The 21483-nt window shown below is 63.9% G+C and carries 19 protein-coding genes; 11 read left to right on the top strand and 8 right to left on the bottom strand.

All coding sequences use genetic code 11. The annotated features are described in order from the left end of the window. Positions 1–119 precede the first annotated feature (119 nt). Positions 120–425 (top strand): hypothetical protein, encoded by a 306-nt coding sequence (locus HNQ71_RS15100; RefSeq protein WP_184873383.1) that lies wholly within the window; start codon positions 120–122, stop codon positions 423–425. Between the two features lie 15 nt (positions 426–440). Beyond that, on the top strand, positions 441–1322 hold the full coding sequence (locus HNQ71_RS15095; protein WP_184873382.1) for a sigma-70 family RNA polymerase sigma factor: 882 nt from the start codon (positions 441–443) through the stop codon (positions 1320–1322). Positions 1323–1355: 33 nt separating this feature from the next. On the opposite strand, the gene HNQ71_RS15090 is transcribed toward HNQ71_RS15095, so the two are convergent. Beyond that, a complete protein-coding gene (locus tag HNQ71_RS15090; RefSeq protein ID WP_184873381.1) occupies positions 1356–5249 on the bottom strand; it encodes an AsmA family protein in 3894 nt (1297 codons plus the stop codon). 178 nt (positions 5250–5427) lie between these two features. Between HNQ71_RS15090 and HNQ71_RS15085 the strand changes: the two genes are divergently transcribed. Then, a complete protein-coding gene (locus HNQ71_RS15085; protein ID WP_184873380.1) occupies positions 5428–6432 on the top strand; it encodes a Dyp-type peroxidase in 1005 nt (334 codons plus the stop codon). A gap of 51 nt (positions 6433–6483) precedes the next feature. Here the strand turns inward: HNQ71_RS15085 and HNQ71_RS15080 are convergent, their stop codons facing one another. Continuing rightward, positions 6484–7902, bottom strand: coding sequence for an FAD-binding oxidoreductase (locus tag HNQ71_RS15080; protein ID WP_184873379.1), 1419 nt, complete (start codon positions 7900–7902; stop codon positions 6484–6486). A gap of 206 nt (positions 7903–8108) precedes the next feature. On the opposite strand from HNQ71_RS15080, the gene HNQ71_RS15075 reads away from it, so the two are divergent. The 3 genes from HNQ71_RS15075 to HNQ71_RS15065 all read left to right on the top strand — a co-directional run bounded on the left by HNQ71_RS15075 (position 8109) and on the right by HNQ71_RS15065 (position 9571). Then, positions 8109–8594, top strand: coding sequence for a thioesterase family protein (locus HNQ71_RS15075; protein ID WP_184873378.1), 486 nt, complete (start codon positions 8109–8111; stop codon positions 8592–8594). Positions 8595–8737: 143 nt separating this feature from the next. Next, on the top strand, positions 8738–8935 hold the full coding sequence (locus HNQ71_RS15070; RefSeq protein ID WP_184873377.1) for a hypothetical protein: 198 nt from the start codon (positions 8738–8740) through the stop codon (positions 8933–8935). Positions 8936–9094: 159 nt separating this feature from the next. Further along, complete coding sequence (locus HNQ71_RS15065) at positions 9095–9571, top strand: hypothetical protein (protein ID WP_184873376.1); 477 nt, start codon at positions 9095–9097, stop codon at positions 9569–9571. Between the two features lie 205 nt (positions 9572–9776). Here the strand turns inward: HNQ71_RS15065 and HNQ71_RS15060 are convergent, their stop codons facing one another. After that, positions 9777–10256, bottom strand: coding sequence for an Lrp/AsnC family transcriptional regulator (locus HNQ71_RS15060; protein WP_184873375.1), 480 nt, complete (start codon positions 10254–10256; stop codon positions 9777–9779). 89 nt (positions 10257–10345) lie between these two features. Between HNQ71_RS15060 and HNQ71_RS15055 the strand changes: the two genes are divergently transcribed. Further along, a complete protein-coding gene (locus HNQ71_RS15055) occupies positions 10346–11248 on the top strand; it encodes an EamA family transporter (RefSeq protein WP_184873374.1) in 903 nt (300 codons plus the stop codon). 22 nt (positions 11249–11270) lie between these two features. Here HNQ71_RS15055 and HNQ71_RS15050 read toward each other — a convergent pair whose 3' ends face one another. Further along, the gene (locus tag HNQ71_RS15050) at positions 11271–12146 is read right to left on the bottom strand and encodes a dienelactone hydrolase family protein (protein WP_184873373.1); all 876 of its coding nucleotides are present in this window, start codon (positions 12144–12146) and stop codon (positions 11271–11273) included. 256 nt (positions 12147–12402) lie between these two features. On the opposite strand from HNQ71_RS15050, the gene HNQ71_RS15045 reads away from it, so the two are divergent. Together HNQ71_RS15045 and HNQ71_RS15040 are read left to right on the top strand one after the other, a co-directional pair. Next, a complete protein-coding gene (locus tag HNQ71_RS15045; RefSeq protein ID WP_184873372.1) occupies positions 12403–12558 on the top strand; it encodes a hypothetical protein in 156 nt (51 codons plus the stop codon). A gap of 9 nt (positions 12559–12567) precedes the next feature. Continuing rightward, complete coding sequence (locus HNQ71_RS15040) at positions 12568–13002, top strand: hypothetical protein (RefSeq protein ID WP_184873371.1); 435 nt, start codon at positions 12568–12570, stop codon at positions 13000–13002. Positions 13003–13040: 38 nt separating this feature from the next. Here HNQ71_RS15040 and HNQ71_RS15035 read toward each other — a convergent pair whose 3' ends face one another. Beyond that, complete coding sequence (locus HNQ71_RS15035; RefSeq protein WP_184873370.1) at positions 13041–15356, bottom strand: glucose/quinate/shikimate family membrane-bound PQQ-dependent dehydrogenase; 2316 nt, start codon at positions 15354–15356, stop codon at positions 13041–13043. Between the two features lie 190 nt (positions 15357–15546). Between HNQ71_RS15035 and HNQ71_RS15030 the strand changes: the two genes are divergently transcribed. Both HNQ71_RS15030 and HNQ71_RS15025 read left to right on the top strand, forming a co-directional pair. After that, positions 15547–16374, top strand: a complete 828-nt coding sequence (locus HNQ71_RS15030; RefSeq protein ID WP_184873369.1) for a DUF2059 domain-containing protein — start codon at positions 15547–15549, stop codon at positions 16372–16374. An 81-nt stretch (positions 16375–16455) separates the two neighbouring features. Further along, on the top strand, positions 16456–19116 hold the full coding sequence (locus HNQ71_RS15025) for an ATP-dependent helicase (RefSeq protein WP_184873368.1): 2661 nt from the start codon (positions 16456–16458) through the stop codon (positions 19114–19116). 57 nt (positions 19117–19173) lie between these two features. On the opposite strand, the gene HNQ71_RS15020 is transcribed toward HNQ71_RS15025, so the two are convergent. From HNQ71_RS15020 to HNQ71_RS15010, 3 genes are all read right to left on the bottom strand, one after another. Next, on the bottom strand, positions 19174–20217 hold the full coding sequence (locus HNQ71_RS15020; RefSeq protein WP_184873367.1) for an ABC transporter permease: 1044 nt from the start codon (positions 20215–20217) through the stop codon (positions 19174–19176). Next, a complete protein-coding gene (locus HNQ71_RS15015; protein WP_184873366.1) occupies positions 20214–21011 on the bottom strand; it encodes an ATP-binding cassette domain-containing protein in 798 nt (265 codons plus the stop codon). Before HNQ71_RS15015 ends, HNQ71_RS15020 begins: the two co-directional genes overlap by 4 nt. Before the next feature lie 85 nt (positions 21012–21096). Continuing rightward, positions 21097–21483 (bottom strand): substrate-binding domain-containing protein (locus HNQ71_RS15010; RefSeq protein WP_343068173.1); only part of this gene is annotated, 387 nt, incomplete at its 5' end.

Genomic DNA, 21483 nt, shown 5'->3' with positions numbered 1-21483 from the left:
CGCGCCGGCGTCGTTGCGGCACGGCAGAATTATTCCTGGCACCCGAATCCTCGGGCTTCCCGGAAACGTCTCGACAGAGTGGGCCGGCACGGCGAGACATGATCCAAGGAACAATCAAGATGAAACGCCATCTGATACGCTACAAGACCAAGCCGGAACTGGCCGATGAGAACGAGCGGCTGATCAAGGCCGTTTTCCAGGAGCTGGGCGACAAATCTCCGGACGGCGTTCGCTATATGACGTTGCGGGCCGGCGACGGGACCTTTGTCCATCTGGTCGAAACGGAAACTGATGCCCATGCCGAACTCATCACCGGGCTTGCGGCCTTCGAGGCCTTTCAGAACGGCATCCGCGACCGTTGCATTGAACGCCCACAACGTGAGGAAATGACCGTGGTGGGCAGCTATCGGATGCTGGGCGAGTAGTCGGGATAGAGGCGCATGAACATCCCCGGCGATATACGCGAGCCGTTCGATCGCCTGTTCGGGGAATTGCGCCCCAAACTGCACCGCTACTGCGCCCGCATGACGGGCTCGGCCATCGACGGTGAAGACGTGCTGCAGGAAGCCCTGGCCAAGGCGTTCGAAGCTCTGCCCAGCACCGGCCCGATAGCGAATCCGGAGGGTTGGCTGTTCCGCATCGCCCACAATGCGGCGCTTGATTTCCTGCGCCGTCGCGCCCGTGAAAAGGCCATTTCCGATGAGGATCCGGACATGATCGTCGACCCGGCCAACCCCACCGTCGACCGTCAGGCCGCGGCCGCCGGCCTGCACACCTTCATGCGCCTTCCCGTCGCGCAGCGAAGCAGTGTCATCATGATGGACGTTCTGGGCTATTCGCTGCAGGAGATCAGCGCCATGCTCGACACCAGCATTCCGGCCATCAAGGCCGCGCTGCATCGTGGCCGCGGCCGCCTGCGCCAACTCGCCGATGAACCCGAGGATCGCCCTTCCCCCAGGCTGAGTGCGTCCGAACGCCTGCTCCTCGACGCCTATATCGATCGCTTCAACGCCCGCGATTTCGATGCGGTGCGCGACATGCTTGCGGACGAGGTGCGGCTGGAACTGGTGGCCAGGGCGCGGCTGAACGGGCGCAAGGAAGTCGGCACCTACTTCAACAATTATTCGAGGGTCCAGGATTGGCGTTTCGTGCCGGGCTTCGTCGAAGGCAGGCCGGCAGTCCTTGTCTGCGATCCCTGTGATCCGGCGGCGCGGCCCTCCTACTTTGTGCTGCTGGGATGGCAGGCGGGCAGGCTTGCCGCCATTCGCGATTTTCGTCACGCTCGCTATGTCGCCGACAGCGCCGAGATGTCCGTCCTCTGACGCAATTGTTCGGCGCGCCGGCAGCAGTCTGGGCTACTGCAACGACTTCAGCAGATTGTCGATGGTGAACGGATTGGACTTCGGCTTGGCCGGCGGCGGATTGTCGTTGGCCTCCGGTAGCGGCGCACGCTCCACCTTCGGCGCCTGCTGCCCGGCCTTGCGTTCGGCCTCGAGCCTTGCCTTTTCCTGCAAGGCGATGCGTCTCGCCTCTTCGTCTGCTTGCGCCTTGGCTGCCTCGTCGGCGGCCTGCTGCTCGGCCGCTGCCTTGGCGTCGGCCTGGGCTTTCGCTTCGGCATCGGCTTTCGCTTTTGCGTCCGCTTCGGCCTGGGCCTGCGCATCTGCTTGGGCCTTTGCCCTGGCGTCGGCCTCGGCTTTCAGCCGCGCCGCTTCCTCCTGTTGGCGCAATTCCTCGGCCACCCTGTCGCGTTCGTCCTGCAATGCCGCGTAGTAGCGCACCTCGCGCCGCAGCCGCTGCTTTTCGAGCAGCGCCGCCTGCATCGCCTCGACGCGCTGCTGTTCCCTTTCCAGCGCGCGCTGCGTCAGGAACTGTGCCAGCGGCTCGCTGTCGAACTGCCGTTTCACGGCGCCGAACGGCCCCTCGGCGGTGAAATTCATCACCGGATCGGAGCCGACCAGCGCGTCGTCGCCGGGCCGATAAGTGATCGCTCCCTTGGCGGAAATCATGGCTGCGTTGAGGTCCGCAATGATGTCGGCGGACAAGGTCGCCGCCGGATTCTCCAGGCTGATCGGCGGTGCCCTGAGCATGCCGCCGGCAACCGTGAAGGCGACATCGGTATCCTTGGCTGCAAAACTGCCATCGGCGGCGATTTGCGGCGCGAAGGCGGCGGTCTTGGCCGCATCGATGTCGCGCCCGATCGCATCCGCCTTGGCGAGGAACGCGTTGAACGCATCGGGATTGACGCCGGCGACCTGCAACCCCTTCAACGCCGCCGTGCCGGAGCCGGACAGAGCGGCCACCATCGCATCGACCGACTTGCCGCTGGTCGACAGCGCCGTCGAGAAATCGCCATTGCCGCTGATGCCGGCATTCGGCAGCACGGTCGCCAGATCGGCGCCCGCCAGTTTCATTTGGCCGGTGAAAAGTCCGGTGCCGTCATTGTTCTTCAATTCGAACAGGCCTGTCAGCGCACCATTGAGGAATTTCGCCTTGAGGTCCGAAACCCTGATGCCTTCCTGGTCGAGTTTGAGCGAAAAGCCGGCGTCATAGGCGGTGGCGAACGGCCCGGCGGCAAGTGCCGCCGTCGTCAGGTCGAGATCGGCGGTGAACGGCAGGCTGGATTTCTGGCTGAACGGAGCAGCCGGCCAGCCACCATTCTTGTCGCCCCCACTCTTGTTGGCAAGAAAAGCGGAATCGCCGAACAGCGCCACCGCCATCGGATCGAGGTCAAGTTCGTCGAGCACCAGCGCGCCGGCCAGATGCGGCACGCCGTCCTTGACGTCGACATTGACGTCGCCGGACACCGCCGCCTCGTTGAGGGCGCCGCTGAGACTGTCCAGCACCAGCAGGCCGTTGCCATAGTCGCCCTGCGCCGTGAGCGACGCCGACATGCCCGCGCCCATGCCCGGCAGGCCGATGCCGGTCGTCATCAGCCACGGCTCGATGTCGGCTGCATCGAGGCTGAGCTTGCCTTTGGCGGTAGCCCCTTGCGGCGTGTCTGCAACGGTTCCCTGGAAACCGGCCTTGAAGTCGTTGCCGGCGAGGCTGAAAGTCGTCGCCAGGCCGCCGCCAAGCGTGCCCTTGGCTTGAACGTCCGTGCTCGCCTCGCCCAGCATGCCGAGCGGCAGCGCCGGCAGGCCGTAGAGCGCCAGCAGCGCCGTGGCGTCGGGGTTCCTGGCGTTGAAGGTCATCGTCACCGGCGCTTCGAGCAGCTTGTCCGCTGCTCCCTTCCCCGACAGCGACGCCGAAAAGGCCGAGCCGCCGGCCTTGCCTTGGCCGCTCACCGCCAGCCCCGTGGTGCCATCGCCATTGTCGGCGGCACTTGCCACAAGGTCGACGCGCGCATCCTGGAACAGCTCGGGATAGGCTGCTGCACGGCTCGCCAGCCCCTTAAGCACGGCATTGTCGGGATAGTGCTGGGCGGCGACGTCGACCAGCGGCTTGAGATCGACGGCAACCACTGACGCGTCGAGCTTGCCGGTCGGACTTGCTGGAAAATCCTTGATCCGGCCCGTGGCGCTGATCGAGGCGCCGGCCAGCCCGCCCAACGACAACCGGTCGATTTCAAGCAACCCGTCGCGCAGCCTCAGCGCCGTGTCGACCGTGTCGGCGGTCAGGCCGCCAGCGCTGACCGGCCCGGCCTTGATCTGGAAATCGAGGTCGCGGTCGGCAAAGCGGTTGGCGCCCTTGTCGCTGACGAAGATCGAAGCGAAGGCCGCCAGCCCGTCGACATCGAGCTCACCGCCTTCGAGCCGCATCAGCACCGACGGTTTGGCATCGTCGGGCTGACTGGAATCGATAGTGCCGGAAAACTTCGCCTTGCCCAGGATCAGTTCGAGATCGCTGAACGCCTGGCGCTTTTCCGTGAGATCGACCGTGGCCTTGAAGCCGGCGGCCGGCAGTCGGCGGATCGCCTCGTCGACATCCTTCGACAGCCAGGCGGCAAAGCCGGACGGTTGCGCCACCGCCAGCAACAGCGAGCCGGTGAAGCCGAAATGATCCTCGACGCTGAGCATGCCATTGGCTTCCAGCGTGGTGCGGCCAGGCAGTGTCGCGGCGAGCGATTTCACAAACCAGCCGCCATCGGTCGGCTCGGCGGAAAGATGGACGTCGCGCACCGTGGTGTCGCCGGCGACCACCGCCGGCAGCTTGACCTCGACGGTGCCGGGTATGGTCGGCTTTGGCATCTCATGCAACGCCTGTTCGAGCGCCGCGATGCGCTGGTCGAGTGTCGCGCCGGCGCCGGCCTCGGCGCCCACCGCCTCGTCGAACTGCACCTGCGCGCCACTGGCCTCTATGGCGAAGCTCGGCTTCAGGCCGAGATCGACCGAAGCCTTGCCGTCGGCGGTGTAGGGATTGTCGAGCGGTCCGGTCTCGAAGCGGAATTCGTCGACGCCGAGCTTCTGGTGATCGAGCGAAAACTTGCCGTTCAGCCGAAAGCCCGGATCGGGCTTGCCACCACTGACCTTCACCGTCTCGCCGTCGTTGCCGCGCAGCGCGGCGCTGTTCTTGTCGGCACCAGAAATCTTGAACTGGCCGGAGTAGACGGCGGCACCATTGACGATGCCGGCATTACCGTCGGTTTCGATGACCAGAGGATAGGCATCGGGATCGGCCTTCAGCCGAAGCCGCATCTGCCCGGTGCCTTCGGCCTTGCCGGTGGACGCCACGACAGTGGTGCGAAGGCCGTCGAGCCGCAGTGTGCCGTCCATGCGCCATGGCCCGGCCAGCGACTTGGCCGAGATCGTCGAATTGATCTCGGAAATGAGATGGCTGCGTCCGCCGGCGGCATGGCTGAGTTTGATCTGCCCTTCCGTCACCGTTAGCTTCTCGATCGATATCTGGTTGAGGTCGAAGGGCGAGGACGGCCGCATCGCCCAGTCGACGGTACCGTTGCTGGCAATATCGATGGTCGCTTTCGGCCGCACCAGCCGCATGTCGAAGATCAGCACCTCGCCACGCAGGAAGGGCGCCAGCTCCGCATCCATCGAAAACGTCTCGACGGTCATGGCAGGTTGGCCATTCGGGCCACCGGCGACGGTGACGTTGGAAAAGGTGACCGAGGGAAACGGCAACAGCCGCGCCGTGGCATCGCCCTGCACCGTCACCTTGCGGCCGAGAATGGCGCTGGCCTCCCGCTCGAATTCGGCGCGGTAGCCGGTCCAGTCGACAAAATACGGCACCACCAGCGCCGCACACAGCACCAGCACGAACAGGCCACCGAAGATCACGAACAGGCGAGCGAGCATCAGCTCCGAACAGGTTGATTGAAATTCTGCCGCACTCTACCTGCATCCGCGTGTCGATAAAGAGGCAATTCATCCAGTGTTGCGTGATGTCTCGTCCGCAGCTGCGCGATGTCTCGTCCGCAGTTGCGTGATCTCTGATGATCTGAAACAAATCCTGGAAAAAGCGGAGATTTTTCGGATGTCAGGGAAGAACTGGGACCGCGTGCCGATCGATGCCCAAAGCGTCGACGCGCCATTGTCGTTGTCGGCGGTCTTTCTTGTCGTCACCGTCGCCAGCGAGCAGAGCGCTCTCGCCAAGATCGCGGCCGTGCTCGGGGGGCTTGACGATCTCGTCAAGACTGTCGGATTCCGCGACCTGTCCGGCCGGCTGTCGTGTATTGCCGGCATCGGCCGTGATCTCTGGGATCGTCTCTCTCCAGACCGGCGGCCGCTAGAGCTGAGATCGTTTGCGCCGATCAAGGGTGCGGTTCATTCGGCGCCGTCGACAGCGGGCGACCTTCTCTTCCACATCCGGTCCGAACGCCCCGACATGTGCTTCGAGTTCGAGCGAATTCTGCTCGACAGCCTTGGCGACGGCGTGACGGTCGTCGACGAGGTCTCGGGCTTCCGCTATTTCGATGCGCGTGACCTGCTCGGCTTTGTCGACGGCACGGCCAACCCCACCGGTCTCGATCTGCCTGCCTCGGCGCTCGTCGGCGATGAGGATGCCGACTTCGCCGGCGGCAGCTATGTCGTCGTTCAGAAATATCTGCACGATCTCGATGCGTGGGCGCGAACGCCAACGCCGCTCCAGGAAGAGATCATCGGCCGCACCAAGATCGACAACATCGAAATCGATGATGACGACGCGCCGCGCAAATCGCACAAGTCGCTGGCCACCATCGAGGATGCCGATGGCAACGAATACGACATCCTGCGCGACAACATGCCTTTCGGCCAGCCGGGGCGGCGGGAATTCGGAACCTATTTTATCGGCTATAGCAGGTATCTCTGGGTGATCGAGAAGATGCTGCAGCGAATGTACATCGGTGACCCGCCGGGCGCTTACGACCGGCTGCTCGATTTCTCCACCCCGCACACTGGGACGACGTTCTTCGCGCCAACCCGCCCCATGCTGCAAACGCTTGTTCAGGGCGCGCAGGAGAAGCCTGCATCAGCTGCGCTGCAGAAGCCTGTCGAGTAAGCGATCCGGTTTCACCTGGCGCATGGGCGCCTGGTGTCCGGCAGCCGACATCTAATGGCCGACGCTAGGCAATATCTTGCCCGGGTTCATGATATCAAGCGGATCGAGCGCCTGCTTGATGGTGCGCATGATGTCGACGCCGTGGCCGAGTTCGTGACGCAGGAAGCCGATCTTGCCCTGGCCGATGCCGTGCTCGCCAGTGCAGGTGCCGTCCATGGCGATCGCCCGCATGTTGAGCCGAGCGACGAACTTTTCCGACAGCGCGATCTCCTTCGGATCGTTCACGTCCATCAGCACCAGCACGTGAAAATTGCCGTCGCCGGCATGGCCGACGATCGGCGCGATCAGCCCCATCTTGGAGATGTCGGCTTCGGTCTCGGTGACGCATTCGGCAAAGCGCGAGATCGGTACGCAGACATCGGTCGACAGCCCCTTGGCGCCCGGCCGCAGCGTCAGCGACGACCAGTAGGCGTCGTGCCTCGCCTTCCACAGTTTCGTCCGCTCCTCGGCGACACTGGTCCACAGGAACGGCCCGCCGCCGTTCTCCTCGGCGATCATGCCGAAGGTCTCGGCCTGCTCGGCAACGCCGGCGTCGCTGCCGTGGAATTCGACGAACAGGCACGGGCTCTCGGGATAATCGAGTTTCGAATAATTTTTCATCGCCCGCATCTGCAGTGCGTTGACCAGTTCGATGCGCGCCACCGGTATGCCCATCTGGATCGTCGCGATGACCGTGTTGCAGGCCGCCTCGACACTCGGAAAGGGACAGACGCCGCCGGAGATCGCTTGCGGAATGCCTTGCAGCTTCAGTGTCAGCGACGTGATGATGCCAAGCGTGCCTTCCGAGCCGACCAACAATCGCGTCAAATCGTAGCCGGCCGAGCTCTTTTTCGCGCGCTTGCCGGTCGTCACCGTTTCGCCGTCGGCCATGACCGCGGTCAGCGACAGCACGTTCTCGCGCATCGTGCCGTAGCGCACCGCATTGGTGCCGGACGCCCGCGTCGCCGCCATGCCGCCGAGCGAGGCATTGGCGCCCGGATCGATCGGAAAGAACAGGCCAGTGTCGCGCAAATGCCGGTTCAGATCCTCGCGGGTGACGCCGGGTTCGACGGTACAGTCGAGATCCTGCGGATTGACCGCCAGGATGCGGTTCATCCGTGACGTATCGACCGAGATGCCGCCGCCCGGCGCATTGGTGTGGCCTTCGAGCGATGAGCCGACGCCGAAGGCGATCACAGGCACCCGGTAGGTGGCGCAGGCGCGCACGATCTCCTGCACCTCGGCCGTCGTCTCCGGGAAGGCGACGCCATCCGGCGCCTGCGTCGGAATATAGGTGGTGGTGTGCGCGTGCTGGGAGCGGATGGCCTGGCCGGTCTGGAAGCGCTCGCCGAGCCGCTGCTTGAGGATGCCGAGCACCGCCGCGATGCCTTCGTCGTTGCGTTCGACCGGATTGAGGTCGCTCAGAGCCATGAATTCCTCCGCGAATGGACCAGCGCGCACCCTTGTTGTGCATCTATGGATGATGCGCTCGGCAATTCCAGGAAAGGCGTGGAGCGGCTTTCCGTCCGGAATTGCGTCAAACAAGGAGATAGAGCAGTTCGGCGTTTCCGTGAAACGATGAACCGATCTAGTCTCACTGGCAACAGTCTGTCCAGCACCAGAACAAGGAAGTTTCGATGCCTATCCCCGCCCCCTTCGTCTCCCAACCCATGGACATCGAGAAGGACTGGATTGACTACAACGGCCATCTCAACATGGCCTATTACAACGTGCTGTTCGACCGCTGCTCGGACGACGCCTTCGAGGCGATGGGCATGGGGCCGAACTACGCCAGGGACCGCCGCCTCACCATCTACACGGCGGAAGTCCATGTCTGCTACGTGCAGGAGCTGCATCTCGAGCACAAGGTCACGGTCACCTTCCAGTTGATCGACCATGACGACAAGCGGCTGCGGGTCTACCAGGAAATCCGCCATGTCGACGGCTGGCTCGCCGCCACCTCGGAATCGCTTTCGCTGCATGTCGACATGTCCGGGCCGAAGGTGGCGCCCTTCCCCGCCGATGTGCTTGCCAAGGTCGAAGCCATGCGCTCCGCCCATTCGGCACTGCCGATGCCGGAGCGCGCCGGCCGTTCGATCGGGATTCGCCGCAAGACCGCTTGAAGCGACTCGGCGGCCACGTTAACCTTACCGGGGTTTTAACGGGAACAAGCCAATTGAGCCATTGAACGACTCAGCGGAGCGGTCGAGAACGATGCTCATGGGTTGCGATACGGCGGCGGGCGAAGCCGGTTCGAGGGACGTGCATGAAAACCGACATCAAGGTCGAAGTGGACAGGCTGGTCGCCGATCCGCGCATCACCGACTATGATTTCTGGCGCTCGCTCAAGAACGTCAACAACGAGATCTTCCACATCGCCAACAACAACGAGCCGATCCCGTTCGACATGATCCGCTGGCGCGCCATCCTGAAGCAGGCGCGCATGAGGCGCGGCCACGCATAGCGTCGCCACTATGAGATAGCTCCCCGCTGCCATATCCCCTTGTCGAAACCTGCGTTCTGTCGTGCAGATGCGTTCCCGCGACGGTTACAGCGTCGGTGCATTTGCATTGTGTAATCCCTGCCGATATGGATTGCGTGCGGACTGCAATGGAGATGCGAGATGGCGAACGGCTCGCTATCTGAAATCGAAACAGGATTGCCGATATGGGCGGCAGCGATCGCCAATAGACTTGACTTCTTCCGACGCAGGCATCCCAACAAACGCAACATTAGCGAGCTGACAATCGTTTTGGATGCGCTTCGCCGCCGCGTCGCTGCACCGGATGGCGAGCATCAGGCTCTCCGTGCTTTTCTGCACGCCTGCCTAGCACTGCTTGAAGAGGCAGCGGTCTCGCGAACGGACCTAGCCGGTATCGCCCGTGACTTGGAAACGCTGTGTGACATGGCGCGAACATCCCTTGACGGCGATTGTGACGATCGGCCGTTGATCGCCCACGAGGACAATATCAATACAAAGGTTTTGCCTGGTGCAGGACGTTGGGCCGCCCGAGTCCCAGGTCGCGTGCTTTGGTTGGCCGCTATGGCTGCTGAAGTGCCTGATTGCAGAAGGCGAAGCCGCCGTTATGCTAGTGAATGACCTAGCTTCCGTTGACGCGAACTTTCCTCTGCGCGCCCTTCATACGGCAGTCCGAGTTTAGGCATCATCTTACGGCTTCCGGCTCTGCTCCAGCGCAACCGCTGCCGCCTTGACCGTGGCATTGACCACGGCATGAGAAAGGGTGTCCATCGACATACGTGGCTGTTGCCAACTCACTTATGAATGCTCGCCTCTCTATTGAACATCAAGGCGACCGCCTCACCGCTCCCAGCGGCGAGCGTGCCACCACTGGTGACGACTGGATGATCGCCGTGTTGGTCATCGCGTAGGGAATGATGCGGTCGATCACCCGTTCGAGCTCGGCCACCGAGCCGACATGCGCCAGCGCGATGAAACAGTCCTCGGCGGTCACCCGGTCGCATTGCGCGATCTCCGGCAACTCGCGGATGATCTCGGCCACCACAGCCAGTTGCCCCGGCACCGGACGGATGCGCAGCCATGCCGACAGCGGCAGGCCAAGTGCCGCAGGGTTGATCCTGACCGAATAGGCCTCGATCACGCCGCACTCCTGCAGCCGCTTGATCCGCTCGGCGACACTCGGCGCCGACAGGCCGACCGAGCGTGCAAGCTCCGCCGTGCTGATACGCGCGTCCTTCTCCAGCAGGCGCAGGATCTTCATATCCGCAGCATCGAGGTCGGCGCTTTCAGTTCGAAGGCGTTTCATCGAAAACTCCTTGCTTTCGGGCGAAAGCTAGCCAGAAGAACCCACCATCGCCCATATAAATCGACAAAACTGCCTGCGATACTGATCCGATGGATGATCAAACGCAAGCACTCGCGGCAAGCCCTGCCCGTGCAGGCCCCGCCCTCGGCGGGCTGGCGGCAAGGCTGCCGCCGCATGTCTGGTTCGGCGTCAGCGCCGTCTTCCATTATCTCGGGCCGGCATTCGCCGTACTGCTGTTTCCGCATGTCGGCGTGCTCGGCATGGCGTGGCTGCGCATCGCCACCGCCGCCCTGATCTTCGCGCCGCTGACCCGTCCATGGCGAACCTTCGCCCGTGCCGATCGCTCGACGCGGCTGCTGTTGCTGGCCTTCGGCGCCTGCCTGGCGGTGATGAACTGTTCGTTTTACCTGGCGCTAGACCGCTTGCCGATGTCGCTAGTCGCGGCAGTCGAATTCGTCGGCACCATCGGCATCGCGCTGATCGGCCTCAGGAGCCCGCGCAATCTCGCCGCCCTTGCCGTGGCCGTCACCGGCACTCTGCTGCTCATCGACGTCAAGTGGTCGAGCGATCCGCTCGGGCTGTTCTGGGCCTTCCTCAACGGCGCGCTGTTCGTCGGCTACATCGTGCTCGGCCACCGCGTCGCCCGCGCGGGCGCAGGCGTCGGCATCGCGGGCCTCGGCGCGGCGATGGCCATTGCCTTCATCGTCGTGCTGCCGATCGGCCTCACCGACGCGCTGCCCGCCCTTTTCTCACCATTGCTGTTGCTCGCCGCCATCGGCGTCGGCATCTGCTCGTCGGTCATTCCCTACATCTGCGACCAGCTCGCCATGTCGCGGCTGCCACGCGCGAGCTTCGCCCTGATGCTGTCGCTGCTGCCGGTTACCGCGACGCTGATCGGCGTCATCGTCTTGCGCCAGATTCCGAGCCCGACCGACTGCCTCGGCATTGCGCTGGTCGTCGCCGGCGTTGCCTTCCACAAGCCGGCGCGATGAAACAATCGGTGCCGCGGATCGGCTACCCTAGCTTCTCCTTCAGGAAAGCGATCGTGCGCCCCCAGGCGAGATCGGCCGCCTTCTTGTCGTAGCGCGCCGCCGAGGTGTCATTGTTGAAGGCGTGGTTGGCGCCTTCATAGACATAGACCGTGTATTCGACATGCGCGGCATCGAGTTCCTTCTTGAAGGCGTCGATGCCGGCATTGGTGCGCTCGTCCAGCCCCGCATAGTGCAGCAGCAGCGCGGCCTTGATCTTCGACACATCGGCGGCCTTCGGCTGCATGCCGTAGTAGGCGACGGAGGCGCTGAGATCGGGCGTGTTGACGGCCAACATGTTTGCCATGCCACCGCCCCAGCAAAAGCCAACGGCGCCGACCTTGCCGTTGCCGTCCTTGTCGGCCTTGAGGAAAGCGACCGTTGCCACGCCGTTGGCGACGGTCTGCGCGGAATCCAGTTTGGCGAACATGTCGCGCGCCTTGTCCTCTTCATCAGGCGTGCCGCCGAGCGGCGACAGGAAGTCCGGCGCCAGCGCCACGAACCCTTCCAGCGCCACGCGCCGCGCCACATCGCGAATATGCGGGTTGAGCCCCCTGTTCTCGTGGATGACGATGACAGTGCCGAGCTTGCCGGACTGGTTCGCCGGCTTGACCAGATAGCCCTTCATCTCGCCGCTGCTGCCGGCATATGTGATGTCCTCGCCCTTCACGCGAGGATCGTTGTCGGCGACGATTGCCGCTTGCGCCGAATTTGCCGCCAAAAGCGGTGCGATCGCGGCCGCGGCGGCACCCGATCCGGCAAGCCGGGTCAGTTGCTCCATGAAGCGGCGGCGGTCGAGCGTCAGATGAGTGTATTCATCATAGGCGTCGATCATCGCCTGGGTGATGGCAGGTTTCGTCATGGGCTGCGCTCCTTCGATCCGCTTTGGTGTCGATCGCAAGATAGGAGCGAGGCTCCTGTCGTCCAGTCACGGCTCGGTGACACTTGTCCTCCTTCGCGAATGCCTTGAAGGCTTCCAGCATCATCACGTTTTGGTCATCGGCGGCAAATCTTGATGGCGCTGCCACAATAGTGGGGGAAACTGGTCGACGTCGGCCGCGCCTCGGCGCGGTCACGGTCCTGATCTGAAAGGCCCGATCTGGAAAGGAACGACGCCGATGACCATGCCCTCGCCAATCCTGGCAACCGCCTTCCTGTTTGCCGCGACCGCCATTCCAGCGTTGCGCGCGACGATCGTTGCCGCAAGTCGAAGGTCCATGATCAAGGTTCGCATCCGCCCGCGCCATCCGGCAAACACGAAAACCCAGGGTTGAGGTGAAGTCATGGACGTACAGGACATCGTGAACACTGTTTCGCAGAAGGCCGGTCTCGACCAGGCGACGACGGAAAAGGTTGTCGGCACCATTTTCTCGGTGCTCGAGCACGAAGCGGAAGGCACCAGCGCCTCCTCATTCTTCGCCAAGATCCCCGGCGCCGATGCGTTGGCCCAGAAGTATGACGTCATGGCCGCCGCTCCGGCCGGCGGTGGCGGCTTTCTGTCGTCGCTGCAGGGCGCGCTTGGCGGCGTTCTCGGCGAGAAAGCCGGCGCGCTGGTCAACGGCGTTGCGGCCCTCAAGGCATCGGGCCTCGACATGGCGCAGATCCAGAAGGCGGGCGCAACGCTGATCCAGCAGGCCGAAGCCGCCGCCGGCCCCGACCTGACCAACGAGGTACTCGGATCGGTGCCCGGCCTGAAAAGCCATCTCGGCATCAGCTGAGGCGTCGATCCGTCAAGACAGAGCCGTCCTGAAGTAGCCTACTTCGGCAGCGCGTAGGCCATCACATAGTCGCCCGGCTTTGTGCCGACCGAGCCGTGGCCGCCGGCAACGATGACCACGAACTGGCGTCCGTCGGAGACCGTATAGGTCATCGGCGTCGATTGGCCGCCGGCCGGCAGCCTGGCCCGCCAGAGCTGTCTGCCCGATGTCAGGTCGTAGGCGCGCAGATAATCGTCGACCGCGGCGCCCAGGAAGGCGACGCCGCCGGCGGTGATCATCGGCCCGCCAATGCCCGGCACGCCGACCTTCAGCGGCAGTGGCAGTGGCGTCATGTCGTAGACTGTGCCGTTGCGATGTTTGTAGGCGATGGTGCCGGTCCGCAGATCCACGCCCGCGACATAGCCCCAGGGTGGCGCCTGGCAAGGAATGCCGAGCGGCGACAGGAACGGTCCCATCACCACCGCATAGGGCGCACCCTCGTTGCGATTCAGCCCCTGCTCGCTGCCGCGCCCTTCATCCGGCGGCGGCACTTGATCGCGCGGAATGAGCTGCGACTTGAACGCCAGATAGGTCGGCATGCCGAACAGCACCTGCCGCACCGGATCGACCGCGACGCCACCCCAGTTGAAGGTGCCGAAATTGCCGGGATAGATCAGCGAGCCCTGTACGGACGGCGGCGTGTAGCGACCCTCGTAGCGCAGGCCCTGGAATTCGATCCGGCACGCCAGTTGGTCGAACATGGTGATGCCCCACATGTCAGCGCCGGTCAGCGGCTTCGGATTGAAGGAGAGGTCCGACGCTGGCTGCGTTGGCGACGTGTGGTCGCCTTCGACGGCGCCGCCCGGCGCCGGCACTTCCTTGACCGCAACCACCGGCTCGCCGGTGCGCCTATCAAGCACATAGAGGTCGCCCTGCTTGGTCGGCCCGACCAGCGCCGGCACCACGGTGCCGTCGGCCTTGGTGATGTCGATCAGGCTCGGCTGCGCCGGCACGTCCATGTCCCAGAGGTCGTGGTGCACGGTCTGCCGCACCCAGCGCAACTGCCCGGTGTTGAGGTCGAGCGCGGTGATCGAGGACGAGAATTTCTCGACATTGTCGCTACGCCCGGCACCGAGCTGATCCGGCGTCTGGTTGCCGAGCGGCACGTAGAGGAGCCCGAGCTTCTCGTCGGCGCTCGGTGTCGACCACATGTTGGGCGAGTTGGCGGTATAGGTCTTGCCCGCCGGCAGCGGCGTCGTCTGGTCCGGATTGCCCGAATCCCAGTTCCACACCAGGGCGCCGGTGTTGACATCGTAGGCGCGGATGACGCCGGACGGCTCCTGCGTCGAATAATTGTCGTTGACGGCGCCGCCGACGATGATCTTGCCGCCTGATATCAGCGGCGCCGAGGTCGAGTAGTAATAGCCCGACTTCGGATACGGCATGTTGGTCAACAGGTTCAGCGTGCCGCCTTCCGCGAAGGCCGGACAGACCTGCCCGTTGGCAGCGTCGAGCGCGATCAGCCTCGCGTCGGAGGTCGGCAGATAGACGCGGGTCGCGCAGGGCTGACCGGCGGCGATTGCGGCATCGGCATAATAGGACACGCCGCGGCAGGTCTGGTGCTGGCGGTCCTTGTCGAGCTTGATCTTGGGATCGTAACGCCATTTCTCCTTGCCGCTCACCGCATCGACCGCGATGGCGAAATTGTGCGGCGTGCAGATGTAGAGCGTGTCGCCGATCTTCAGCGGCGTCACCTGGTAGGTGGTCTCGCCGACGTCGTCCGGCCCCTTCACGTCGCCGGTGCGATAGGTCCAGGCCGGTTGCAGCTTGGCGACATTGTCGGGCGTGATCTGGTCGAGCGGCGAATAGCGTTGGCCAAACTGCGTGCGTCCGTAATAGTGCCACTCACCGGCCGGCACATCGTTGCCGAGATTGGCATTGGGGATCACCTTGTCGGTGTCGAGCTCGCCGGCGATGTCCTTCGGATCCGCCGTCATTGAATAACCGGCAACCGCCAGCGACGCCAGCACGGCCAGGATCAGCGGCGCGCGTGCGTCGGGGCCGGTAATCCCCCGCCGCGCCCAGGGCGTCAGCAGCCACAGTGCAACCAGCACGATGATGCCGCCGCGCGGGCCGAGTTCCCACCAGTCGAAGCCGGTTTCCCAGACCGCCCAGGCCAGCGTTCCGATCACGATCGCCGCGTAGAGCCACAGCGCGGTGGACCGGCGCCGGTAGAGCAGCCAGGCGGCGATCAGGAAGGCGAGGCCGACGATGATATAGTACCAGCTGCCGCCCAGCGAAGCCAAGCGGATGCCGCCGCCGCCAAGCACCAGACCGATCAGGAAAAGGATGAGGGAGGTGATGGTGACAGCCAAGATGATACTCCTTCGACTGTTGCGTTTTGCGACGCCCAAGGACAGCCCGACGCACCCGCTCCTGCCCTCAGCGCAGCTTTCTCCCGCCCGCCCCGCCTGTCAAGGCGACGCACACGCCAAGGTGGCAATCCATCTTGCCTGCGGTCGGGTTTTCCAGCAGTCTCCATCATCTCTCCGCAGGAGCAAGCAAATGACGTCATTCGTTCCGCCGCTGACGCGCCTGGTGCTTGCACTCTGTTGCCTTGTTTCTCTCGCCGTGGCTGCGCCTGCGCAGACGCTGCACGAGATCAACAGGGCGAACGGCTTTCACGAGATGCTGATGGCTATCGGCCCGGGTTTCATCGCAGCCGTGAAATCGGCGCCGGAAACGCCGCCGCAAAAAATCCAGGACGCGTTGGCGGCGGCCATGGAAGGCGCCTTTGACGCGAACAAGATGGAGGCAGCCATCGAAGCACGCATGGCGGACAAACTGCCCGCCAGGGACCTGTCCGACCTGGCCTCGTTCTATGCGTCACCCCTTGGCAAACATGTCACGGCGCTGGAAATCCAGGCTTCAACTGCGGAAGAAAGGCAACGCAAGACGATCGAAGGTCCCAAGATCCTGCGCGAACTTCCATCCAGGGATCCGGCTCGGCTCGCACTGTACAAGAAGCTCTTGGAGGATCTCAGCGCGGTCGACACCGGAGAAGCCGTGGCCTTGAACATGGGCTATGCCATGCTTTCCGAGATGCTGGGAGCGGCCGGAAAGCCCCTGCCCGACGACCAGATCATGGCCCTGCTGCGTCAGCGATCCGAAGGCCTTCGCCACGATATCGAAACGGACGTCATGGCATCGGTGGCCTACATCTACCGGGATCTGCCGCTTGACGATCTCAGGCTCTACCAGACTTTCCTGATATCGCCCGCCGGCAGCCACTATTACGACCAGATGCAGGTCGCTCTCGGCGCCGTGATGACGGACGAGGCGCGCTCCTTCGGACATCGATTTTTCGTCGCCCTCGGTTATCGCAAGGCCTGAACAGCCCATATCAGGCACTTTAGCGGAACAAAACGTAGACACTTCTGGCCTTTCGCCGCCGAATCACTACATTCGGGGGAGATGTCCGGCTTTTCCGAAGACATGCCCTTTTTCGACGAACCCAATGCGCGGCCCGCGGCCCCGTCGGGCATTGCCGCGCGCGCCATGGCTGCCCGCAGCGGCCACAACAACGCGCTCGACTATCTGAAGGGGCTAAACCCCGAGCAGCGGCTGGCGGTGGAAACCACGGAGGGCTCGGTTCTGGTGCTGGCCGGCGCCGGCACCGGCAAGACCCGCGTGCTCACCACCCGCATCGCCCACATCCTCGCCACCGGCAAGGCGTTTCCCTCGCAGATCCTCGCCGTCACCTTCACAAACAAGGCCGCGCGCGAGATGAAGCAGCGCATCGGCATCTTGATCGGCGAAGGCAATGTCGAAGGCATGCCGTGGCTCGGCACCTTCCACTCGATTGGCGTCAAGCTGTTGCGCCGCCACGCCGAACTTGCCGGTTTGCGCTCCGACTTCACCATCCTCGACACCGACGATGTGGTGCGGCTGATCAAGCAGTTGATCCAGGCCGAGGGCCTGGACGACAAGCGCTGGCCGGCCAAGCAGTTCGCCCAGATGATCGACGGCTGGAAGAACAAGGGACAAGGCCCGGCCGACATCGCCGAGGGCGACGCCCGCGCCTTTGCCAACGGCAAGGGCCGCGAGCTTTACAAGGCCTACCAGGCGCGGCTGCAGACGCTGAACGCCTGCGACTTCGGCGACCTTTTGTGCCATCCGATCCGCATCTTCCGCGCCAATCCGGATGTGCTGAAGGAATACCACAAGCGCTTCAAATACATCCTCGTCGACGAATATCAGGACACCAACACCGCGCAGTACATGTGGTTGCGCCTGCTGGCGCAGCGGCCGCAACCCTCGCGCCAATCTTCGTCGACCGCCGGTCTGCAGTCGGCCGAAGGCCGCAAGGACGACCGTCCGTCCGAGCCGTTGCGAGGCCCCCGCGGAGGGCCCGCGCCGGCAGGCGCGGAACAGCCCGTGAACGACAACAAAGTCAACATCTGCTGCGTCGGCGACGACGATCAATCCATCTATGGCTGGCGCGGCGCGGAGATCGACAACATCCTGCGCTTCGACAAGGACTTTCCGGGCGCCACCATCATAAGGCTGGAGCGCAACTATCGCTCCACCGCACATATCCTGGGGGCTGCCTCCCACCTCATCGCCCACAATGAAGGGCGCTTCGGCAAGACGCTGTTCACCGACCGCGACGACCCTGAGGACGACAAGGTGCATGTCCACGCCGCCTGGGATTCCGAGGAGGAAGCCCGCGCCGTCGGCGAGACCATCGAGGCCTATCAGCGCCAGCAGCACAATCTCAACGACATGGCCATTCTGGTCCGTGCCTCGTTCCAGATGCGCGAATTCGAGGACCGTTTCGTCACCCTCGGCCTCAATTACCGGGTCATCGGCGGCCCGCGCTTCTACGAGCGCATGGAAATTCGCGATGCGCTGGCTTTCTTCCGCGTCGTCGCGCAAGGTGCCGACGACCTCGCCTTCGAGCGCATCGTCAATGTGCCGAAGCGCGGGCTGGGCGAAACCACCATCCGCCAGATCCACGACACGGCACGCGCGCTGCGCGTTCCGATGCTGGAAGCCGCCGCCAAGCTCGCCGAAAGCGACGAGTTGAAGCCGAAGCCGCGCGCCGCCTTGCGCGAAGTCGCCGCCAATTTCGAGCGCTGGCAGAAGGCGCTGGAGACCACGCCGCACACCGAACTCGCCGAGACCATTCTCGAAGAGAGCGGCTACACCGACATGTGGAAGAACGACCGCTCGGTCGAGGCGCCCGGCCGGCTGGAGAATTTGAACGAACTGATCCGCTCCATGGAGGAGTATGAATCGCTACGCTCCTTCCTCGAGCATGTCGCGCTGGTCATGGACGCCGAGCAGAATGCTGAGCTCGACGCCGTCAACATCATGACGCTGCATTCGGCCAAGGGCCTCGAATTCGAGACCGTCTTCCTGCCCGGCTGGGAGGAAGGCCTGTTCCCGCATCAGCGCGCGCTCGATGAAGGCGGCCGCTCCGGGCTGGAGGAAGAGCGGCGTCTGGCCTATGTCGGCCTGACCCGCGCCAAGAAGAACCTGCACCTGTGGTTCGTCTCCAACCGTCGCATCCACGGCCTGTGGCAATCGACCATCCCGTCGCGCTTTCTCGACGAGTTGCCGGAAGCCCATGTCGAGGTCGCCGAGAGCAATAGCTACGGCGGCTATGGCAATTCCTACGGCGGCGGTTCCTTTGCCTCCGGTCGCGGCGGCCGGCAAAATCCCTACGGCGCATCGCGCTTCGACAATGTTGGCGCCAACAGTGAAAAATCCGGCGCCTTTTCCAACACCTACGCGACACCGGGCTGGCAACGCGCGCAAGCCAACCGCACCGAAGCGACCGACCGCAACTGGGGCTCGCGCTCCGGCCACCAGGTCGAGCGCATCGGCTATGGCGAAACCGACTCCGGCTACGGCGCCGGCCGCACCAGCGTCAAAGGCCGCACCATCGACGGTGAGCTGGTCGCCAAATCCGTCTCAGATACGCCATCCGCCTTCAGCGTCGGAGATCGCGTCTTCCACCAGAAATTCGGCAACGGCAACATTTCCGCCATCGAAGGCAACAAGCTGACGATCGACTTCGACAAGGCCGGCCAGAAGCGCGTGCTGGACGGGTTTGTCGCCGCGGTTTGAGCGTCCGCTTGCCCCGTTGTCCTACAAGCGACCGCCCGCGCTAAATATCTCCTCCCGTCACCGATACCGCGCCTGGTTCCATTTGTGGCCGAGCAGCGACAGGATGATGATCAGCCCGTTGAAGAACTGCACGTAGAAGCCGCTCAGGCCCGCCGCGACGACGCCGGTCTGGATGAACGACACGGTGACGGCTCCGATGGCGCCGCCGACGACGGTGCCGATGCCGCCCCAGGTCGGCGTACCGCCGACGAACACCGATGCCAGCACCGGCAGGAGATAGCCGTCGCCGGCTGTCGGCCACCAGGTGAAGTTGATCATCACCGAGAAGGTGCCGGCGATCGCCGCACCGATGCCGACGAAGACAAACACTTTCACCCGCACGCGCTTGACGTCGATGCCCATCTGCTGGGCGCTGTCGGGATTGTCGCCGACCACCCTCACCTGCGCGCCGAAGCGATGGCGGTTGTAGAGCATCGCCGACAGCACGACGAAGGCGACGGCCCAGAAGATCTGCACCGGGATGCCATAAACCTGGCTGGAGAAAATCTTGTAAGCCCAGCTGTCGGCAAGGTTGGTCAGCGCCATCGACTTGCCTTCGTTGATGATCTGGATCAGGCCGCGCAGCAGGAAATTCATCCCGAGCGTGGCAATCAGCGACGACAGCCCGCCATAGACCACCAGCGAGCCGACCAGGAAACCGAGCAGTATGCCGGTGACGAGCGCCGCGGCAATGCCGAGAAACGGATCGTAGCCGGCCTGCACGACCAGCGCGAAGACCCATGAAGCAAAACCCATCGTCGCCGGAAACGACAGGTCGATCTCGCCGCAGGTAACGACGAAGACCAGCGGCACCACCACGAACAGCGCAACCGGCAGCGTGGTCAGCACCGAACTGTAGAGATACCAGGTGGTGAAGACGGTCGGGTTGGCGATCATGAACACCGCCATCATGACGATGAACACGCCGAGCGTGCCGAGCGAAGCACGATTGTCGAGGATGAACCCACGCAACCATTGATCGGATGGGTGTTTCCACTCCTTCTGTGGGCGGGGAATGGCGGTGGACGGCTCGTGCAGATCGGGTTCCATGGTCTTGCTCATCGCACTGCCCTCTCGGCGTCGCCGGTGTCGTGCAACCCAGCCAACCCGCCGGGGTGTGCGACATCCTCCATGAAGTTGATGAGGTCCTCGGCCGACTTGACCTCGCTGCGGTCGGCGGTGAGCGCGACCTTGCCGCGATCGAGCATCACGAAGCGATCGGCGATGTCGAAGACATGATGGATGTTGTGGCCGATGAACAGGATCGAGCGGCCGCTCGCCCGCACCTGGCGCACGAAATGGAAGACCTTGGCGGTTTCGGTCAGCGACAGCGCCGTCGTCGGCTCGTCGAGGATGATCAGTTCCGCCTGCTTGTAGATGGCGCGCGCGATCGCCACGCCCTGGCGCTCGCCGCCCGACAGTTGGCCGACGATCGACTGCGGCGTGAAGACTTTCGAGGTGAAGCCGATCTCGCGCATCAGCCGGCTGGCTTCCTCGATCTCCTTGTTGACCTTAAGCCAGCCGAGGAAGCCGGTGAGTTCGCGGCCCATGAAGATGTTGCGCACGATCGTCTGCTGCACGGCCAGCGCCCGGTCCTGGAAGACCGTCTCGATGCCCGCCTCGCGCGAGCGCGCCGCACTCCATCCGGTCACCGCCTTGCCGCGGATCAGGATCTCGCCGCTGGTCGGCTTGACCACGCCGGACAGGATCTTGATCAGCGTCGACTTGCCGGCGCCATTGTCGCCGATCAGGCCGACCACTTCGCCCCGATCGACGCTGAGATTGACCCCGCCCAGTGCATAGACCTGGCCATAGGACTTGCTGATATCGCGCAGTTCGATGATGCGTTCGGCCATCGGATCCTCACCTCTGTTGTCGCTACCGGCCTCTTTGCCGGCGGTCCTGCCGGCCGGGCTCAACCCCGGCCGGCAGCTTGGGAGGTCAGCGCAGCGCCTGCTTGGCGAGTTCGGCGACTATCTCGTAATTATCAACCGTGACGAAGCCGGCGCCGGTGTCGACATTCATCGGCGCCAGACCGAGCACCACCTGCTGGCAGAGGCTGAGGATCGGCAGGTAGCCCTGCAGGAACGGCTGCTGGTCGGCCGTCAGCTGTACCCAGCCACCCTTGAAGGCCTCGACGATCTGCGGGCTGGTGTCGAAGCCGAAGTTGAAGATGTCGCCGGCCTTCCGTCCCGCCGCCTGCATGTATGTCGGCACATTGCCGAGCATCTGCCCGCCGGGATAGCCGACCGCCTTGACGCCGGGATTGTTCAGCAACGCGGCGGTGATCAACGGGATCGCGAGATTCGGATCGGCTGCCCATTCGGT

Origin of the sequence: Mesorhizobium sangaii (assembly GCF_014207355.1) — a bacterium.
Classification (GTDB): domain Bacteria; phylum Pseudomonadota; class Alphaproteobacteria; order Rhizobiales; family Rhizobiaceae; genus Mesorhizobium; species Mesorhizobium sangaii.
Note: the sequence above shows the minus strand (reverse complement) of the source record. Positions and strands in the feature narration are given on the sequence as shown.

Coding starts and splice junctions, on each gene's coding strand:
- HNQ71_RS15055 (WP_184873374.1), top strand. CDS start 10,346: ATGGATGATCAAACGCAAGCACTCGCGGCAAGCCCTGCCCGTGCAGGC.
- HNQ71_RS15045 (WP_184873372.1), top strand. CDS start 12,403: ATGACCATGCCCTCGCCAATCCTGGCAACCGCCTTCCTGTTTGCCGCG.
- HNQ71_RS15020 (WP_184873367.1), bottom strand. CDS start 20,217: ATGAGCAAGACCATGGAACCCGATCTGCACGAGCCGTCCACCGCCATT.
- HNQ71_RS15070 (WP_184873377.1), top strand. CDS start 8,738: ATGAAAACCGACATCAAGGTCGAAGTGGACAGGCTGGTCGCCGATCCG.
- HNQ71_RS15075 (WP_184873378.1), top strand. CDS start 8,109: ATGCCTATCCCCGCCCCCTTCGTCTCCCAACCCATGGACATCGAGAAG.
- HNQ71_RS15080 (WP_184873379.1), bottom strand. CDS start 7,902: ATGGCTCTGAGCGACCTCAATCCGGTCGAACGCAACGACGAAGGCATC.
- HNQ71_RS15025 (WP_184873368.1), top strand. CDS start 16,456: ATGTCCGGCTTTTCCGAAGACATGCCCTTTTTCGACGAACCCAATGCG.
- HNQ71_RS15085 (WP_184873380.1), top strand. CDS start 5,428: ATGTCAGGGAAGAACTGGGACCGCGTGCCGATCGATGCCCAAAGCGTC.
- HNQ71_RS15030 (WP_184873369.1), top strand. CDS start 15,547: ATGACGTCATTCGTTCCGCCGCTGACGCGCCTGGTGCTTGCACTCTGT.
- HNQ71_RS15050 (WP_184873373.1), bottom strand. CDS start 12,146: ATGACGAAACCTGCCATCACCCAGGCGATGATCGACGCCTATGATGAA.
- HNQ71_RS15065 (WP_184873376.1), top strand. CDS start 9,095: ATGGCGAACGGCTCGCTATCTGAAATCGAAACAGGATTGCCGATATGG.
- HNQ71_RS15040 (WP_184873371.1), top strand. CDS start 12,568: ATGGACGTACAGGACATCGTGAACACTGTTTCGCAGAAGGCCGGTCTC.
- HNQ71_RS15060 (WP_184873375.1), bottom strand. CDS start 10,256: ATGAAACGCCTTCGAACTGAAAGCGCCGACCTCGATGCTGCGGATATG.
- HNQ71_RS15095 (WP_184873382.1), top strand. CDS start 441: ATGAACATCCCCGGCGATATACGCGAGCCGTTCGATCGCCTGTTCGGG.
- HNQ71_RS15100 (WP_184873383.1), top strand. CDS start 120: ATGAAACGCCATCTGATACGCTACAAGACCAAGCCGGAACTGGCCGAT.
- HNQ71_RS15090 (WP_184873381.1), bottom strand. CDS start 5,249: ATGCTCGCTCGCCTGTTCGTGATCTTCGGTGGCCTGTTCGTGCTGGTG.
- HNQ71_RS15015 (WP_184873366.1), bottom strand. CDS start 21,011: ATGGCCGAACGCATCATCGAACTGCGCGATATCAGCAAGTCCTATGGC.